The sequence below is a fragment of the Pseudomonas sp. Arb-4-2C genome (assembly GCF_055755015.1).
This window is the reverse complement of the sequence record NZ_CM146899.1, coordinates 842,283-859,362: the sequence shown is the minus strand read 5'-3', so window position 1 is coordinate 859,362 and position 17,080 is coordinate 842,283. Positions and strand designations below refer to the sequence as shown.

Here is a 17,080-nt window from a genome sequence, read left to right as displayed (position 1 = left end):
GTATTCACATGTCCAATTCCCTGTTCAGCATCGCCTTTGGTGTCGGCACTCAGAACCGTCAAGGCGCGTGGCTGGAAGTGTTCTACGCACAGCCCCTGCTCAACCCATCGGCCGAACTGGTCGCCGCGGTGGCGCCGATCCTCGGTTACACCGAAGGCAACCAGGCCATCACTTTCACCACTGCGCAGGCTGCGCAACTGGCTGAAGCGGTGAAAGGCATCGACGCAGTGCAAGGCAAACTGCTGACCCGTCTGGCCGAAAGCCACAAGCCGCTGGTCGCGACCCTGCTGGCTGAAGACGCGCAACTGACCTCGACGCCTGAGGCTTACCTCAAGCTGCACCTGCTGTCCCACCGTCTGGTCAAGCCGCACGGCGTGAGCCTGGCCGGGATTTTCCCGCTGCTGCCGAACGTAGCGTGGACCAGCCAGGGCGCGATCGACCTGAGCGAACTGGCCGAACTGCAACTCGAAGCCCGCCTGCGCGGCGAACTGCTGGAAGTGTTCTCGGTGGACAAGTTCCCGAAAATGACCGACTACGTGGTTCCGGCCGGCGTGCGTATCGCTGACGCGGCACGTCTGCGTCTGGGTGCGTACGTGGGCGAAGGCACCACCGTGATGCACGAAGGCTTCATCAACTTCAACGCCGGCACCGAAGGCCCGGGCATGATCGAAGGCCGCGTTTCCGCTGGCGTCTTCGTCGGCAAGGGTTCGGACCTGGGCGGCGGCTGCTCGACCATGGGCACCCTGTCGGGTGGCGGCAACATCGTGATCAAGGTTGGCGAAGGCTGCCTGATCGGCGCCAACGCCGGTATCGGTATCCCGCTGGGCGACCGCAACACGGTTGAGTCGGGCCTGTACGTGACCGCAGGCACCAAGGTGGCGCTGCTGGACGAGCACAACAACCTGGTCAAGGTTGTGAAAGCACGCGAGCTGGCCGGTCAGACTGACCTGCTGTTCCGTCGCAACTCGGAAACCGGTGCCGTGGAGTGCAAAACCCACAAATCAGCGATCGAGCTGAACGAAGCGCTACACGCTCACAACTAAGTGCCGCTGGCACTTGTGGGAGCGAACCTGCTCGCGAAGCTTTTTGCGTCCATATGGGCGCCTTCGCGAGCAGGCTCGATCCCACAGTGTCTTGCGTACACCCCGCCCAAGTTCACAGGGCTGAACAGATGATGATTCCCTCCCCGTGGCGTGCCGATTTTCCGGCCATCGCCGCCCTGCAACGGCAAGACCAGACCTATCTGGACAACGCCGCCACCACGCAAAAACCCCAGGCTCTACTCGACGCACTGACGCATTACTACGCCAACGGCGCGGCCAATGTGCATCGTGCGCAGCACCTGCCCGGCGCTCATGCGACGCAGGCGTTCGAAGACAGTCGGCTCAAGGTTGCCCAATGGCTGAATGCCGGTGACAGCGGGCAGATCATCTTCACTCACGGCGCCACCAGCGCGCTGAATCTCCTGGCTTATGGCCTGGAACATCTTTTCCACCCGGGCGATGAGATTGTCATCAGCGCCCTGGAGCATCACGCCAACCTGCTGCCGTGGCAGCAACTGGCGCAGCGTCGCGACCTGAAACTGGTGATCCTGCCGCTGGACGCCGACGGCGTGATCGACCTCGGCGCCGCCGTGCGCCTGATCACCCCGCGCACTCGCTTGCTGGCAGTCAGTCAGTTGTCCAATGTGCTCGGTGCCTGGCAACCGCTGCCGGCGCTCCTGGCGATGGCCAAGGCGCAGAACGCACTGACGGTGGTCGATGGCGCGCAAGGTGTGGTGCATGGGCGCCACGACGTGCAGGCGCTGGGTTGCGACTTTTATGTGTTTTCCAGCCACAAGCTGTATGGCCCTGATGGCCTGGGCGTGCTGTTCGGGCGCAACCGGGCGCTCGAGCAACTGAAGCCGTGGCAGTTCGGCGGCGAAATGGTGCTGGAAGCCAATTATCACGACGCGCGTTTCCGCCCTGCCCCACTGGGTTTCGAGGCGGGCACGCCGCCGATTGCCAGCGTGATCGGGTTGGGTGCAACCCTCGACTATCTGGCAGGCCTGGATCAGGACGCGGTGTCGGCCCACGAAGCCGCGCTGCACGACTATCTGCTGCAAGGTCTCGCCGCCCGCAACGGCATTCGCCTGTTGGGCAAACCGCAGTTGGCGCTGGCGAGTTTTGTCGTTGAGGGTGTGCATAACGCTGATCTGGCGCACTTGCTGACCGAGCAAGGCATCGCCGTGCGCGCCGGGCATCATTGCGCCATGCCGTTGCTGAAAAGCCTTGAGCTGGCCGGGGCGATTCGTGTGTCGCTGGCGTTGTACAACGATTCGCAAGACCTGGAACGATTCTTTGAAGCGCTGGATCAGGCACTGGAGTTGTTGCGATGAGCCTGCCGGTTGCCGCTACCGAAGCGCTGCACACCTTCCAGAATGCTGCTGGCTGGGAACAGCGCGCACGGCTGCTGATGCAAATTGGTGATCGCCTGCCACCGCTGGATGACGCGGACAAGTGCGAGACCAACCGGGTTCATGGCTGTGAAAGTCAGGTGTGGCTGGTGGGGGAATTGCAGGACGGCCACTGGCAGTTCAGCGCTGCAAGCGATGCGCGGATGATTCGTGGGTTGGTGGCATTGTTGCTGTTGCGGGTCAACGGCTTGAATACCGAAGAATTGCAGCAGGTCGATCTGCCGGACTGGTTCAATCAACTGGGGTTGTCGCGACAGCTGTCGCCATCGCGCAGCAATGGCCTGAATGCCGTGCTCAAGCGGATGAACGAGCTGGCTGGTTAATCGCTTTCGCGAGCAGGCTCGCTCCCACATGTGAATGCATTCCAATGTGGGAGCGAGCCTGCTCGCGAAGAGGCCTTGAGGCGCCACATTAAATCTGAGGTTTGGCTCGGTCAGCCGGGCGCCGCACACCCGCGACAATCTTGTCCACAGCCTTGGTCGCCGCGACCATGCCGAACGTCGCCGTCACCATCATCACCGCGCCAAACCCGCCGGCGCAGTCGAGCTTCACGCCATCGCCGACAAAACTCTTCTGCAAACAGATGCTGCCATCGGGCTTCGGATAGCGCAGCTGCTCGGTGGAGAACACACATGGCACGCTGTAGTGGCGGGTCACGGTGCGCGAGAAGCCGTAGTCGCGGCGCAGGGTCGAACGCACTTTCGAGGCCAGCGGATCGTTGAACGTACGGTTGAGGTCGCAGACCTGAATCAGCGTCGGATCGATCTGCCCGCCGGCGCCGCCGGTGGTGATGATCTGGATCTTGCGCCGTTTGCACCAGGCAATCAGCGCAGCCTTGGCGTTGACCGCGTCGATGCAGTCGATCACGCAATCGATGTTCGGCGTAATGTATTCGGCCATGGTCTCGCGAGTGACGAAATCGGCCACGGCGTGCACCGTGCAGTCCGGGTTGATCTCGCGCAGACGCTCGGCCATCACTTCGACCTTGGGTTTGCCGACTGTGCTGTCCAGCGCATGCAACTGCCGGTTGGCGTTGCTGACGCAGACATCATCGAGGTCGAACAGCGAAATCTCGCCCACGCCACACCGGGCCATGGCTTCCGCCGCCCAGGAGCCGACGCCACCGACGCCGACAATCGCCACATGGGCCGCACGCAGGCGCTCAAGGCCCTCGATGCCATACAAACGGGCGATGCCTGCAAACCGTGGATCTTCTGTACTCATGACCATTACCCCAAAAACCGGCGCGCATTATAGGGCCGTCGGCGGCCAAGAGCATCTTTGACGCTATGAACGGCGGCCTGCCTGCTTTAATTAAAGCGGTCGCCAACAAAGTTTTCTCTTACAAGCTGTTACTAAAGAACTTAAATCAGGTTGGACTGCCCAATGTCGGGCATTTTCCTGTCCGGTGTACGAGCAGTGAACTGCCGGTGTAGGATTCGCGCCCTTTGCTAGTCAGAAAGCCGCAATACCAACCGATCCTTCGTTCCACAGCCTTTGGAACCCGAAATAGCTATGTCATCGCGTAAATTTGGACTCAACCTGGTGGTGGTTCTGGCAATCGCCGCCCTGTTCACCGGTTTCTGGGCGCTGATCAACCGCCCGGTCTCCGCGCCCAACTGGCCGGAGCAGATCTCCGGTTTCTCCTATTCGCCATTCCAGCAGGGACAATTCCCACAGAAGGATCAGTATCCGACTGACGATGAAATGCGCCGCGACCTGGAGATCATGAGCAAGCTGACGGACAACATCCGTATCTACTCGGTTGACGGTTCCCTGCAGGACATCCCGAAACTGGCGGAAGAATTCGGTCTGCGCGTGACCCTCGGGATCTGGATCAGCCCCGACCAGGAACGCAACGAGCGGGAAATCCAGCGCGCCATCGAACTGGCCAACACCTCACGCAGCGTGGTTCGCGTGGTGGTCGGCAACGAGGCGATCTTCCGCAAGGAAATCACCGCCGAACAACTGAGCGTATTGCTGGATCGCGTGCGTGCAGCGGTGAAAGTACCGGTGACCACTTCCGAGCAGTGGCACGTCTGGGAAGAACACCCGGAACTGGCCAGGCACGTCGACCTGATCGCCGCGCACGTACTGCCGTACTGGGAGTTCATTCCAGTCGACAAGGCCGGGCAATTCGTCTTCGACCGCGCCCGCGACCTGAAAAAGATGTTCCCGAAAAAACCATTGCTGCTGTCCGAAGTGGGCTGGCCGAGCAACGGTCGCATGCGCGGCGGCGCCGATGCGTCGCCGGCAGATCAGGCAATCTACCTGCGCACACTGGTCAACAAGCTTAACCGCCAAGGCTTCAACTACTTCGTGATCGAAGCCTTCGACCAGCCGTGGAAGGCCAGTGACGAAGGTTCGGTGGGCGCTTACTGGGGCGTGTTCAACGCCGCGCGCCAGCAGAAATTCAACTTCGAAGGCCCGGTAGTAGCGATCCCGCAATGGCGCGTGCTGGCCATCGGTTCGGTGGTGCTGGCGCTGCTGTCGCTGACCCTGCTGATGATCGACGGCTCGGCGCTGCGCCAGCGTGGCCGCACGTTCCTGACCTTTATCGCGTTCCTCTGTGGTTCGGTGCTGGTGTGGATCGGCTACGACTACAGCCAGCAATACAGCACGTGGTTCAGCCTGACGGTGGGCTTCCTGCTGGCTCTCGGTGCGCTCGGGGTGTTCATCGTGTTGCTGACCGAGGCGCATGAGCTGGCCGAAGCGGTGTGGACCCACAAGCGTCGGCGAGAATTCCTGCCGGTGGTGGGCGACTCGGACTACAGACCGAAAGTCTCGATCCACGTGCCTTGCTACAACGAGCCGCCGGAAATGGTCAAACAGACCCTCGACGCCCTGGCCAACCTCGACTATCCGGACTTCGAAGTCCTGATCATCGACAACAACACCAAGGACCCGGCGGTCTGGGAACCGGTGCGCGACTACTGCGAAACCCTCGGCCCGCGCTTCAAGTTCTTCCACGTCTCGCCCCTGGCCGGGTTCAAGGGCGGCGCGCTGAATTATCTGATTCCGCACACCGCCAAGGACGCCGAAGTGATCGCAGTGATCGACTCCGACTACTGCGTGCACCCGAACTGGCTCAAGCACATGGTGCCGCACTTCGCCGACCCGAAAATCGCCGTGGTGCAGTCGCCGCAGGATTACCGCGACCAGAACGAAAGCACCTTCAAGAAGCTCTGCTACGCCGAGTACAAAGGCTTCTTCCACATTGGCATGGTCACCCGTAACGACCGCGACGCGATCATCCAGCACGGCACCATGACCATGACCCGCCGTTCGGTTCTGGAAGAACTGGGCTGGGCCGACTGGTGCATCTGTGAAGACGCCGAACTGGGCCTGCGCGTGTTCGAAAAAGGCCTGTCGGCGGCGTACTACCACGACAGCTACGGCAAGGGCTTGATGCCGGATACCTTCATCGACTTCAAGAAACAGCGTTTCCGCTGGGCCTACGGCGCAATCCAGATCATCAAGCGCCACACCCGCAGCCTGCTGCGCGGCAAGGACACCGAGCTGACCCGTGGCCAGCGTTACCACTTCCTCGCGGGCTGGTTGCCGTGGGTTGCGGACGGCATGAACATCTTCTTCACCGTCGGCGCGCTGTTGTGGTCGGCGGCGATGATCATCGTGCCGCAACGGGTCGATCCGCCGCTGCTGATTTTCGCGATCCCGCCATTGGCGCTGTTCGTGTTCAAGGTCGGCAAGATCATCTTCCTGTACCGTCGCGCCGTCGGCGTGAACCTCAAGGATGCGTTCTGCGCGGCGCTTGCGGGCCTGGCGTTGTCACACACCATCGCCAAAGCGGTGCTGTACGGCTTCTTCACCAGTAGCATTCCGTTTTTCCGCACACCGAAAAACGCCGACAACCACGGCTTCTGGGTGGCGATTTCCGAAGCGAGGGAAGAGCTGTTCATCATGCTGCTATTGTGGGGCGCGGCGCTGGGGATCTACCTGGTGCAAGGCATTCCGAGCAACGACATGCGCTTCTGGGTAGCGATGCTGCTGGTGCAGTCGCTGCCGTACGTCGCGGCGCTGATCATGGCGTTCCTGTCGTCACTGCCAAAACCGGCAGCGGAGCCTGAACCGGCACCTGTCGTCTAATTCCTCGACGAAGCACTAAACGGCGGCCAATGGTCGCCGTTTTGCTTTAAGATAACCGCCATTTTGCAGGGCTTGGCGCAATACGGTTTGCTGATCGAACCCAATCCCTGTGAGAGCGAGCCTGCTCGCGAAGGCTTTGTAACATTCAACATCTATGTTGACTGCCAACGCGCCTTCGCGAGCAAGTCCGCTCCCACATTGGCTCTCGCCCACATTCATGATCTCCGGAGTTTTCCATGACGGCCCACGCCGACCTTTCGCCGACCCTCCAACTCGCCATCGACCTGATCCGCCGTCCGTCCGTGACGCCGGTCGATGCCGATTGCCAGAAGCAGATGATGCAGCGCCTGGGCGATGCCGGTTTCACCCTCGAGCCGATGCGCATCGAGGATGTGGACAATTTCTGGGCCACTCACGGCAATGACGATGGCCCGGTATTGTGCTTCGCCGGCCACACCGACGTGGTGCCGACCGGTCCGGTGACCGCCTGGCAGATCGACCCGTTCAACGCAGTCATCGACGAACACGGCATGCTCTGCGGCCGTGGCGCGGCCGACATGAAAGGCAGCCTGGCGTCGATGACCGTGGCCGCCGAGCGTTTTGTCACCGACTACCCGAACCACAAGGGCAAGGTCGCGTTCCTGATCACCAGCGACGAAGAAGGCCCGGCGCACCACGGCACCAAGGCTGTGGTTGAACGCCTGGCGGCGCGCAAAGAACGTCTGGACTGGTGCATCGTCGGCGAGCCGTCGAGCACCACACTGGTGGGTGACGTGGTGAAAAACGGTCGTCGCGGTTCCCTCGGCGCCAAGCTCACCGTTCGCGGCATTCAGGGCCATGTCGCTTATCCGCATCTGGCGAAAAACCCGATCCACCTCGCCGCTCCGGCGCTGGCCGAACTGGCTGCCGAGCATTGGGATCACGGCAACGATTTCTTCCCGCCAACCAGCTTCCAGATTTCCAACGTGAATTCCGGCACCGGTGCGACCAACGTGATCCCGGGCGACCTGGTGGCGGTGTTCAACTTCCGCTTCTCCACCGAATCCACCGTCGAAGGCCTGCAGAAACGCGTGGCCGACATCCTCGACAAACACGATCTGGACTGGCACATCGACTGGGCGTTGTCCGGTCTGCCGTTCCTCACCGAGCCGGGCGCGCTGCTCGACGCGGTGTCGTCGAGCATTCGCGACATCACCGGCCGCGAGACCAAGGCGTCGACCAGTGGCGGTACTTCCGATGGCCGCTTCATCGCGACCATGGGCACGCAGGTGGTTGAACTGGGCCCGGTCAACGCGACCATTCACCAGGTCAACGAGCGCGTGCTGGCGGCCGATCTCGACGTACTGACCGAGATCTACTACCAGACCCTGATCAAGTTGCTCGCCTGATGCTCGCGTGCCCGATCTGCAGTGAACCGCTGAACAGCGTGGACAACGGCGTGGTCTGCCCTGCCGGCCACCGCTTTGACCGTGCGCGTCAGGGCTACCTGAACCTGTTGCCGGTGCAGCACAAGAACAGCCGCGATCCTGGCGATAACCAGGCGATGGTCGAGGCTCGCCGCGACTTCTTGAACGCTGGGCACTATGCGCCGGTGGCCAAACGTCTGGCCGAGCTGGCGGCAGGTTATGCGCCGGCACGTTGGGTCGACATCGGTTGTGGCGAGGGTTACTACACCGCGCAAATCGCCGCGGCCCTGCCAGATGCCGACGGCTACGCACTGGACATCTCCCGCGAGGCGGTGAAACGCGCCTGCAAGCGTAATCCGGCGATCACCTGGTTGATCGCCAGCATGGCCCGCGTGCCGTTGGCGTCGGGCAGCTGCCAGTTTCTCGCCAGCGTTTTCAGCCCCCTGGACTGGGAAGAAGCCAAGCGTCTGCTCAGCGTCGGCGGCGGCCTGATGAAAGTCGGCCCTACCAGCGGTCACCTGATGGAGCTGCGCGAACGCCTCTACGACGAAGTGCGCGAATACACTGACGACAAGCACCTGGCCCTGGTGCCGAAGGGCATGGCGCTGGCGCACAGTGAAACCCTGGAATTCAAGCTGACGCTGGACAAGCCCGAGGATCGCGCCAACCTGTTGGCGATGACACCCCACGGCTGGCGCGCCAGTGCCGAACGCCGCGCCGCCGTGATCGAACAGCCCGAGCCGTTCGTGACCACCGTGTCGATGCGCTACGATTATTTCGTTCTTCAATAACTTTTGGTCTCGGGCGAGTGCCCGGGGCCGGCTAAATCCGCGAATGGATTTTTCAGACCCGCAGTGAGGACATCCATGCGCCAACCGGACATCGAGATTTACCTGAAAGACGCCGACGTCGACCACAAGGCCATTTCCGCCTGGCTGGGCGAAGCCCTTGGCCCGTGCAGCGACTGGGTACAGAAAGGCCAGACCTACAAGTGCAAGGCCGGCAACATTCCGGTGACCTGGCTGCCAAAAGCCGTGGGCAAATGGAACAGCTTGTACCTGGAAAGCGATGCGACTCCATGGGACGACGACATCGCCTGCGCCCGCGCAGCCTTTGCCGCGCTGAACGTCGAAGTGCGTTGCGCGCCGGGAACGTGGGTTGAAGAAGAAGGTGAGGAGACGGCGGATCGCTGGATTCGCATCAGCGCCGACGGTGAAGAAGAGATCACCTGGAAAACCGCTTAAAAGCAAAAGATCGCAGCCTGCGGCAACGCCTACAGCTTGGAATGCATTCCCCTGTAGGCGTTGCCGCAGGCTGCGTTTTTTTGATCTTCAGTTCCAGTTGCCCACCGATTGATCAGCCTTGATGAATTCGAATCGGGCTGACCCGGCCGGGGTCCCGGGCAACGTCAGTTTGATGATCGGAATCGCTTTTCTCGAATGCGTATAGAAGTCCTGCTGATTGAACCTGGCCCCCGCCAAACCATTGTTCGTATAAAAAAACGCCTTGATCGGGATGGTCGAGTGGATGTTCTGCGGCCATGTCGCCAAGCGAATTTCATCCCAGGTATTGAATGACTCGGTCCCCAGTAATTTCATTGCCAGAATGCCTTGGTAAAACGCATTGGCCGCCGCGTTCCCTTGGTTGGCCCGAACGTTGAAACCGCAAGCCCGTTGATATTTCTGCGCACCCGATCCCTGGTTGTAATGCGTCAGCCACCCGGCGGCGGTGGTAATGCCCTGCAACTCACATGAACGGCTGACGGTAGGGAAATTACTGGACACACCGCAGCCCTGATCGGCGCGGATATCAGAGCCGCCGTCCAGAGGAAAAAAGCACAGCACGGGAATATCAGCCGTACCCGCCGGGCGTAGCTGCCGATTGAAAAAGACGATCCCGCTGGTATTCGGATAAATCGACGGAAACGCCTTGAACACCGCGTCCTTGCGCAGATAGAAAAACGATACGCCACCGTTCTGCTGTGACAGCGGACTGGGATTCCAGGCGCGATAAGCCGTCCCGTTAATCGTGGCCCGTAGAATCACACCCGAGCAATCCACTGCAGGCGACGCGGCACTGCCGCAGTTTTGCCGGATATCGGCGTACTGCGCGTTGAGGTCATTGGCTGTTCCTTGCCCGTCGCCTACCGACACCGCACCGACAACCCGGATAGGTAATGGTGACGACGTAATCAGATTGCCCGCCCCACCGACTTTGTAGGTGTACGTCAGGTTGACCGTACGCCCTTTGTTTTCAACCACCCACGCCTTGAGCAATTTGAACGTCAGCGTGCCTGCGGTGGACACGGTCTGCACCGGCGCATCTCGCAGCGCCACGCCCGTCAGGCGTACGCCGACCGTGTCGCGTGGCGCCAGACTCGGATAGTTGACTTGCACGTTGGCGTCGGCGGCCAGGGTGTCGGCGTTCAATTCGCCGGCGGGGGCTTCGACCACCTTGAACACACTCTGGCCCTGAGCCCCAATCACACGAATGCTCAATGGCGCTGAAGTGATCAAGTTGCCCGCCCCACCGACTTTGTAGGTGTACGTCAGGTTGACCGTACGCCCTTTGTTTTCAACCACCCACGCCTTGAGCAATTTGAACGTCAGCGTGCCTGCGGTGGACACGGTCTGCACCGGCGCATCTCGCAGCGCCGCGCCCGTCAGGCGTACGCCGACGGTGTCGCGTGGCGCCAGACTCGGGTAGTTGACTTGCACGTTGGCGTCGGCGGCCAGGGTGTCGGCGTTCAATTCGCCGGCGGGGGCTTCGACCACCTTGAACACGCTCTGGCCCTGAGTGCCCACCACACGGATGCTCAATGGCGCTGAAGTGATCAGATTGCCGGCCCCACCGACTTTGTAGGTGTACGTCAGGTTGACCGTACGCCCTTTGTTTTCAACCACCCACGCCTTGAGCAATTTGAACGTCAGCGTGCCTGCGGTGGACACGGTCTGCACCGGCGCATCTCGCAGCGCCACGCCCGTCAGGCGTACGCCGACGGTGTCGCGTGGCGCCAGACTCGGATAGTTGACTTGCACGTTGGCATCGGCGGCCAGGGTGTCGGCGTTCAATTCGCCGGCGGGGGCTTCGACCACCTTGAACACCGACGGCTGCGCAGCGGAAACACTTTGAACGGTTTCCTCTTGCGGCGATGACAGGACTGTCATCGCTCGCATGGAGGGTTCAGGCACGTTGTCTGTGGAGGTGGGCTGCATCGAACAACCAACGATGCCCAAGACCAGAAAAATCGAAACACTCTTCCACATGACCGCGTCCCTCTTGGTCGGAGCATTACCCTGTCAGCGCTGGTGACAGGGACTGTGTTCCGCGAGGGTAGGCTTGTGGTTAATAAATATTCTACTGTCAGAAATGACAGGTGATTATCCGTACAGCGTCAGTTTCGGTGATGTTCTTTTCACAAGAAAAGATCGCAGCCGCAGGCTGCGATCTTTTGCTCTTGGAAGTTACAGGCCTACGACATCCTCAGCCTGCAAACCCTTCTCCCCCGTCACCACCGCATATTCAACCTGCTGACCTTCAGTCAGCGAGCGATGCCCCTCACCGCGGATCGCGCGGTAGTGCACGAATACATCCACCCCGTCGTCGCGCTGAATGAAGCCGTAGCCCTTGGCGTCGTTGAACCACTTCACGTTGCCGGTTTCACGTGTTGCCATCTGTTCATACTCCTTTTTTATTATTGAACAGGCTTTTCGCAGGAAAGCCTTTGCGGAACGTCAGCCTGCGCCCGACGTCCATAAATGGCCCCGGCGACAGATTGCCGAGTATATGACAGGCGCAAAAAGTCTCAACAGGAGATTACTTCGCCGCTTTTTTGCCGATTTTCGCCCGATACGGCACACTATCAACCGCCCGAGCAAACGCTCGGTTTATCAACTCACGCAGAAGCCGTATGACCCGTTCCCCGTTCCGCCGTCTTGTGTTTGGCACCTTGCGCCGACTGTTGTATCTCTGGGTTCGCTCCGAGACGATCAACCAGTCGTCGTTCACCCTCAACCTCGACCGCAGTCGTCCGGTGTTCTACGTCCTGCAAAACCCCTCGCTTACCGATCTGGCGGTGGTCGACACCGAGTGCACCAAGGCCGGCCTGCCGCGCCCGGTGCTGCCGGTGTCAGTCGGAAACCTGTTGGAGCCGGCGGCGTTCTTCTATCTGACCCCGGACCCAGACTGGCTCGGCCGTCAGGACAAGCGCGGTGCGCCGCCGACCCTGACCCGACTGGTCAGCGCTCTCACACAGAACGCTGCCGAAGACGCGCAGATCATTCCGGTCAGCGTGTTCTGGGGCCAGTCGCCGGATAGCGAAAACAGTCCGTGGAAGCTGTTGTTCGCCGACAGCTGGGCGGTCACCGGACGCCTGCGCCGGCTGCTGAGCATCATCGTTCTGGGGCGCAAGACCCGCGTGCAATTCTCGGCGCCGATCCATCTGCGCGAACTGATCGAACACAACAAGGGCCACGAGCGCACCGTGCGCATGGCCCAACGCATCCTGCGCGTGCACTTTCGCAACCTGAAGGCGGCGGTGATCGGCCCGGACATTTCCCACCGGCGCAATCTGGTCAAAGGCCTGCTCAACCAGCCACTGGTCAAGCAAGCGATCCTCGACGAAGCCGAGCGCGAAAACATCTCTGCGGAAAAAGCCAAGGCCCAGGCCCTGCGCTACGGCAACGAGATCGCCTCGGACTACACCTACACGGCGATCCGCTTCCTCGAAGTGGTGCTGAGCTGGTTCTGGAACAAGATCTACGACGGGATCAAGGTCAACCACATCGAAGGCGTGCAGAAGGTCGCCCAGGGTCACGAAGTGATCTACGTGCCGTGCCACCGCAGCCACATCGACTACCTGCTGCTGTCGTACCTGCTGTTTCGCAACGGCCTGACCCCGCCGCACATCGCCGCAGGCATCAATCTGAACATGCCGGTGATCGGCAGCCTGCTACGGCGTGGCGGCGCGTTCTTCATGCGCCGCACGTTCAAGGGCAACCCGCTGTACACCTCGGTATTCAACGAATACCTGCACACGTTGTTCACCAAAGGTTTCCCGGTCGAATACTTCGTCGAAGGCGGCCGCTCGCGTACCGGGCGCATGCTGCAACCGAAAACCGGGATGCTGGCGATCACGATGCGCAGCTTCCTGCGTTCGTCGCGGATGCCGATCGTGTTTGTGCCGGTGTACATCGGTTACGAACGCGTACTGGAAGGTCGCACCTACCTCGGCGAACTGCGTGGTGCGAGCAAGAAAAAAGAATCGATCTTCGACATCTTCAAAGTCATCGGCGCACTCAAGCAGCGTTTCGGTCAGGTCGCAGTGAACTTCGGCGAACCGATCAAACTGGCGGAATTCCTCGACAGCGAACAGCCGGACTGGCGCCAGCAGGAACTCGGCCCGCAGTACAAACCGGCGTGGCTCAACGAGACCACCAACCGCCTCGGCGAAAAAGTCGCGCAGCACTTGAACGAAGCGGCGGCGATCAACCCGGTCAACCTGGTGGCGCTGGCACTGCTCTCGACCACCCGCCTGGCGCTGGACGATCGGGCCATGGCGCGGGTGCTGGATCTGTATCTGGCGCTGCTGCGCAAGGTACCGTACTCACCACACACAACGTTGCCGGAAGGCGACGGCCGTGCGTTGATCGAGCACGTGAAGGACATGGACCTGCTGTCCGAGCAGAACGATGCGCTGGGCAAGATTCTGTATCTGGACGAGCAGAACGCCGTCCTGATGACCTACTACCGCAACAACGTGCTGCACATCTTCGCCCTGCCGGCGCTGCTGGCGAGCTTCTTCCAGAGCACCTCGCGCATGAGCCGCGAACAGATCCTGCGCTACACCCGTGCGCTGTATCCGTACCTGCAGGCGGAGCTGTTCATTCGCTGGAGCCTGGACGAACTCGACGCGGTGGTCGATCAATGGCTGGACGCATTCGTCGAACAAGGCCTGCTGCGCTTCGAGAAGGACGTGTACTTGCGCCCGGCACCGAGTTCGCGACACTTTGTGTTGCTGACCCTGCTGTCGAAAAGCATCGCGCAGACCCTTCAGCGTTTCTACATGACCGTCTCGCTGCTGCTCAATGCCGGACAAAACAGCATCAGTGCCGAAGAGCTGGAAGACCTGTGTACGGTCATGGCCCAGCGCCTGTCGATTCTGCACGGCCTGAATGCGCCGGAGTTCTTCGACAAGAGTCTGTTCCGCCACTTCATCCAGACCATGCTCGACCTCGACGTGCTGCGCCGCGACGAAGCCGGCAAGTTGAGTTACCACGAGTTGCTTGGCGAACTGGCCGAGGGCGCGGCCAAACGCGTGTTGCCGGCAGAGATTCGCTTGTCGATACGCCAGGTGGCCTTGCATCGCAGTGAAGATGCCGCGGAAACCGCCATAACACCGCCAGCCTGAAACGTGCCGACAACTAACGGGGCGACACTTCGGTTTCCCCGTTAGTTGATCCATGAATTAATAGGCTCCTTCAAATAATCACGATAAGGATATCGAGATGAGCCTGTTACCCGACCGCGCTTCGGCAGTCACTTTAAACTTCAGTTTGCCAGCAGCCTTTCAAATCCCCCTCGACGGTGAGAATGAAACCATTGTCAGTGTCGAGGTGGTTAATCCGAAGTTATCGACACCCGTCAAGGAACAGCGCTTTGCAAGGCTGTTCGAAGATAACTGGAAGTTCGAGTTCCCCCATCCCTATATCGATATTGGCGTGAAGTACCGGATTACTGTCCGGATGTTCCACAACCGCCAACCCTTGCTGCTTGATCAGGAGCACTTTGTCATCGTCAACAAAGTGCCTCATCGCCAGACAGTGCACCTGAGCACGATCGGGCTGTTGTATGTTGAAGCTCAAGAAGCGGAAAACGTCCCGACCGAGGAAACGGTCACCATCAGCCTGCATGAAGCCGACAGTCCAGAAATTGAACTGGCACGCGCCAGCCACGACGAACAGACCGCCACTTCGTTCTATCTGAAATATGACCCGGCAAGTGTCACTCCCGGCAAGCGCTATGCACTCAGTGGCATAGAAAATCGCTACCACCAACGCATTTCGATAACGCCAGGACACGTAGAACTTTCCCCGCCACCACGCGAACAACGCCCGTGGTTCATGCAGGCAATGGCGCAGTGGCTGGAGAACCCCTTACGTTTGTTCACTGACGCTGACAATAAAATCCGCTAGATTTCCATCGGCGCCGGGATTCTTCCGGCGCACATGTCTCAGAGGTCCAGATGAAAAAACTCACCCTTCTTGCCGCTGCCACGCTGTTGAGCGCCTGCCAGTCGACCACCCCCGCCGGCAAAGTCGGCCTCGACGGCGAAGTGTTCTACCTGCAACGCATCGCCCTGCCACCGAGCGCGACCCTGAGCGTAAGCCTGCAAGACGTATCGCTGGCCGACGCTCCGGCCGTGGTGCTCGACGAGCAGAAAGGCCCGGTCAAAGGCCAAGTGCCGTTGCCGTTTCATTTGAGCTACGATCCGGCACAGGTCAAACCCGGCCATCGCTACTCGGTCAGCGCGCGCATCGAAGTCAACGGCGAGCTGATGTTCATCACCACCGAAAACCACGCCGTGCAACTGGACGGCAACGATCCGCAGCCGTTGAAAATCCGCGTCGACGCCATTCGCTAATTGTCTACCAAGGAAGTTGCCATGTTCCGCCCTACCCTTCGCTTCGCCGGCCTGTGTGCGGGCTTGATGATCTGCGCCAACGCGCTGGCGCTGTCGCTCAGCGACCTGTCGCAACAAGACGCCACCGGCGGTCTCAAGGACGCCCTGACCCAAGGCGCGCAACTGGCTGTCAAACAACTCGGCACTCCGGGCGGTTTCAGCAACAACCCGGACGTGAAAATCGAACTGCCAGGCAAACTCGGTAAAGTCGCCGGCAAGATGAAAGCCTTCGGCATGGGCGCCCAGGTCGACGAACTCGAAACCGCAATGAACAAGGCGGCGGAAAACGCCGTGACCCAGGCCCAGCCAATCCTCGTCGACGCCGTAAAGAAAATGACCGTGGCCGACGCCAAAGGCATCCTCAGCGGCGGCAACGACTCGGCCACCCAATACCTGGACAAATCCAGCCGCGAACAAATCCGCGCCAAGTTCCTGCCAATCGTCAAACAGGCCACCGACAAGGTTGGCGTGGCACAGAAATACAACGCCTTCGCCGGCCAGGCCGCGACCCTGGGCGTAGTGGACGCGAAGAGCGCCAACGTCGAAAACTACGTCACCGAGCAAGCGCTCAATGGCCTGTTCGAAATGATCGGCAAACAGGAAGAAACCATCCGTAAGAACCCGGCCGCTGCAGCGACCGGACTGGCGAAGAAGGTGTTCGGCACCCTGTAACTTCCTGCCCAATAAAAAAGCCCGCTGAACCGGTGAAGGTCAGCGGGCTTTTTGTTGGGCGTCAGCCTTGCGGGCCGATTTTATCGAGCACGCGCGACACAAATGCAGAGTGGTCGCTGTACGCAGGTTCGCAGACCGGGACTTCAGCCACCCGGCCCGAAGGTATCCCGCCTGCCATGACAAAGGCATAAAAAAGCGCCCGTTTTCGGATGGTGGACGCTGTGCGTCTGGGGTTTTACCGGGCCGCGAAACCCGGTCGCTGATTTTTGCAGCGACAGACCTGGCTAGACATCGCACGTCCGACGGACAACCTTGTGGGAGGTTCTGGTTATTCGACACCTATTTAAACAGGCCAGAACGATTCGGTGACTGGAAGGCCCTCTTCGCGAGCAAGCCCGCTCCCACAGTTGGCTTGGGTGTGTTCAGGTGGGGATTGGTCGGCTCGTAGGCCGCCTTCGCGAGCAGGCTCACTCCTACAATTGGACTGGGTGTGTTCAGGTGGGGATTGGTCGGCTCGTAGGCCGCCATCGCGAGCAGGCTCACTCCTACAATTGGATTGGGTGTGTTCAGTTGGGGGGTGGTCGGCTCGTAGGCCGCCTTCGCTGGCAGGCCAGCTCCCACAGTTGGAGTGGGTGTATTCAGTTGGAGATTGGTCGGCTGTCAGGCCGCCATCGCGAGCAGGCCAGCTCCCACAATTGGATTTGGGTGTGTTCAGTTGGAGATTGGTCGGCTGTCAGGCCGCCATCGCGAGCAGGCGAA

The 17,080-nt window shown here is 60.6% G+C and carries 14 protein-coding genes; 11 read left to right on the top strand and 3 right to left on the bottom strand.

Translation table 11 applies throughout. The features are described 5' to 3' along the window. The first annotated feature begins 8 nt into the window (after window positions 1-8). From dapD to AC0J41_RS03760, 3 genes are all read left to right on the top strand, one after another. On the top strand, window positions 9-1,043 hold the full coding sequence (gene dapD, locus AC0J41_RS03770; protein WP_007954762.1) for a 2,3,4,5-tetrahydropyridine-2,6-dicarboxylate N-succinyltransferase: 1,035 nt from the start codon (window positions 9-11) through the stop codon (window positions 1,041-1,043). A 128-nt stretch (window positions 1,044-1,171) separates the two neighbouring features. After that, window positions 1,172-2,377 carry an aminotransferase class V-fold PLP-dependent enzyme gene (locus tag AC0J41_RS03765; RefSeq protein WP_473014600.1) on the top strand — a complete coding sequence of 402 codons (1,206 nt, stop codon included), beginning with the start codon at window positions 1,172-1,174 and terminating at the stop codon, window positions 2,375-2,377. Next, window positions 2,374-2,778 (top strand): SufE family protein, encoded by a 405-nt coding sequence (locus AC0J41_RS03760; RefSeq protein WP_473014599.1) that lies wholly within the window; start codon window positions 2,374-2,376, stop codon window positions 2,776-2,778. Before AC0J41_RS03765 ends, AC0J41_RS03760 begins: the two co-directional genes overlap by 4 nt. 88 nt (window positions 2,779-2,866) lie before the next feature. On the opposite strand, the gene tcdA is transcribed toward AC0J41_RS03760, so the two are convergent. Then, complete coding sequence (tcdA, locus tag AC0J41_RS03755) at window positions 2,867-3,679, bottom strand: tRNA cyclic N6-threonylcarbamoyladenosine(37) synthase TcdA (protein WP_473014598.1); 813 nt, start codon at window positions 3,677-3,679, stop codon at window positions 2,867-2,869. 291 nt (window positions 3,680-3,970) lie between these two features. Between tcdA and AC0J41_RS03750 the strand changes: the two genes are divergently transcribed. From AC0J41_RS03750 to AC0J41_RS03735, 4 genes are all read left to right on the top strand, one after another. Beyond that, the gene (locus tag AC0J41_RS03750) at window positions 3,971-6,562 is read left to right on the top strand and encodes a glycosyltransferase (RefSeq protein WP_025110899.1); all 2,592 of its coding nucleotides are present in this window, start codon (window positions 3,971-3,973) and stop codon (window positions 6,560-6,562) included. Between the two features lie 236 nt (window positions 6,563-6,798). Then, window positions 6,799-7,950: a succinyl-diaminopimelate desuccinylase gene (gene dapE / locus AC0J41_RS03745; protein ID WP_025110900.1), complete on the top strand. Its 1,152-nt coding sequence runs from the start codon at window positions 6,799-6,801 to the stop codon at window positions 7,948-7,950. Further along, window positions 7,950-8,759, top strand: a complete 810-nt coding sequence (locus tag AC0J41_RS03740) for a putative RNA methyltransferase (protein WP_473014597.1) — start codon at window positions 7,950-7,952, stop codon at window positions 8,757-8,759. The genes dapE and AC0J41_RS03740 overlap by 1 nt, the downstream gene beginning before the upstream one ends. 75 nt (window positions 8,760-8,834) lie before the next feature. Beyond that, the gene (locus AC0J41_RS03735; protein WP_007964251.1) at window positions 8,835-9,212 is read left to right on the top strand and encodes a hypothetical protein; all 378 of its coding nucleotides are present in this window, start codon (window positions 8,835-8,837) and stop codon (window positions 9,210-9,212) included. Window positions 9,213-9,299: 87 nt separating this feature from the next. On the opposite strand, the gene AC0J41_RS03730 is transcribed toward AC0J41_RS03735, so the two are convergent. Both AC0J41_RS03730 and AC0J41_RS03725 read right to left on the bottom strand, forming a co-directional pair. Next, window positions 9,300-11,144 carry a hypothetical protein gene (locus AC0J41_RS03730; protein ID WP_473014596.1) on the bottom strand — a complete coding sequence of 615 codons (1,845 nt, stop codon included), beginning with the start codon at window positions 11,142-11,144 and terminating at the stop codon, window positions 9,300-9,302. A gap of 288 nt (window positions 11,145-11,432) precedes the next feature. Then, window positions 11,433-11,642 (bottom strand): cold-shock protein, encoded by a 210-nt coding sequence (locus AC0J41_RS03725; protein ID WP_003222087.1) that lies wholly within the window; start codon window positions 11,640-11,642, stop codon window positions 11,433-11,435. A gap of 236 nt (window positions 11,643-11,878) precedes the next feature. Here AC0J41_RS03725 and plsB point away from each other — a divergent pair, with 236 nt between their 5' ends. The 4 genes from plsB (at window position 11,879) to AC0J41_RS03705 (ending at window position 16,321) form a co-directional block, all read left to right on the top strand. Further along, window positions 11,879-14,377 (top strand): glycerol-3-phosphate 1-O-acyltransferase PlsB, encoded by a 2,499-nt coding sequence (plsB, locus tag AC0J41_RS03720; RefSeq protein ID WP_025110903.1) that lies wholly within the window; start codon window positions 11,879-11,881, stop codon window positions 14,375-14,377. A gap of 97 nt (window positions 14,378-14,474) precedes the next feature. Beyond that, window positions 14,475-15,161: a hypothetical protein gene (locus tag AC0J41_RS03715; protein ID WP_473014595.1), complete on the top strand. Its 687-nt coding sequence runs from the start codon at window positions 14,475-14,477 to the stop codon at window positions 15,159-15,161. A gap of 50 nt (window positions 15,162-15,211) precedes the next feature. Next, window positions 15,212-15,610 (top strand): YbaY family lipoprotein, encoded by a 399-nt coding sequence (locus AC0J41_RS03710; RefSeq protein ID WP_003222082.1) that lies wholly within the window; start codon window positions 15,212-15,214, stop codon window positions 15,608-15,610. Between the two features lie 21 nt (window positions 15,611-15,631). After that, window positions 15,632-16,321, top strand: a complete 690-nt coding sequence (locus tag AC0J41_RS03705) for a DUF4197 domain-containing protein (RefSeq protein ID WP_025110905.1) — start codon at window positions 15,632-15,634, stop codon at window positions 16,319-16,321. The last annotated feature ends 759 nt before the right edge of the window (window positions 16,322-17,080 follow it).

What these genes read in the sequence shown, in the direction of transcription:
- dapD (WP_007954762.1), top strand. Translation starts at nt 9, where the DNA reads ATGTCCAATTCCCTGTTCAGCATCGCCTTTGGTGTCGGCACTCAGAAC.
- AC0J41_RS03765 (WP_473014600.1), top strand. Translation starts at nt 1,172, where the DNA reads ATGATGATTCCCTCCCCGTGGCGTGCCGATTTTCCGGCCATCGCCGCC.
- AC0J41_RS03760 (WP_473014599.1), top strand. Translation starts at nt 2,374, where the DNA reads ATGAGCCTGCCGGTTGCCGCTACCGAAGCGCTGCACACCTTCCAGAAT.
- tcdA (WP_473014598.1), bottom strand. Translation starts at nt 3,679, where the DNA reads ATGAGTACAGAAGATCCACGGTTTGCAGGCATCGCCCGTTTGTATGGC.
- AC0J41_RS03750 (WP_025110899.1), top strand. Translation starts at nt 3,971, where the DNA reads ATGTCATCGCGTAAATTTGGACTCAACCTGGTGGTGGTTCTGGCAATC.
- dapE (WP_025110900.1), top strand. Translation starts at nt 6,799, where the DNA reads ATGACGGCCCACGCCGACCTTTCGCCGACCCTCCAACTCGCCATCGAC.
- AC0J41_RS03740 (WP_473014597.1), top strand. Translation starts at nt 7,950, where the DNA reads ATGCTCGCGTGCCCGATCTGCAGTGAACCGCTGAACAGCGTGGACAAC.
- AC0J41_RS03735 (WP_007964251.1), top strand. Translation starts at nt 8,835, where the DNA reads ATGCGCCAACCGGACATCGAGATTTACCTGAAAGACGCCGACGTCGAC.
- AC0J41_RS03730 (WP_473014596.1), bottom strand. Translation starts at nt 11,144, where the DNA reads ATGCGAGCGATGACAGTCCTGTCATCGCCGCAAGAGGAAACCGTTCAA.
- AC0J41_RS03725 (WP_003222087.1), bottom strand. Translation starts at nt 11,642, where the DNA reads ATGGCAACACGTGAAACCGGCAACGTGAAGTGGTTCAACGACGCCAAG.
- plsB (WP_025110903.1), top strand. Translation starts at nt 11,879, where the DNA reads ATGACCCGTTCCCCGTTCCGCCGTCTTGTGTTTGGCACCTTGCGCCGA.
- AC0J41_RS03715 (WP_473014595.1), top strand. Translation starts at nt 14,475, where the DNA reads ATGAGCCTGTTACCCGACCGCGCTTCGGCAGTCACTTTAAACTTCAGT.
- AC0J41_RS03710 (WP_003222082.1), top strand. Translation starts at nt 15,212, where the DNA reads ATGAAAAAACTCACCCTTCTTGCCGCTGCCACGCTGTTGAGCGCCTGC.
- AC0J41_RS03705 (WP_025110905.1), top strand. Translation starts at nt 15,632, where the DNA reads ATGTTCCGCCCTACCCTTCGCTTCGCCGGCCTGTGTGCGGGCTTGATG.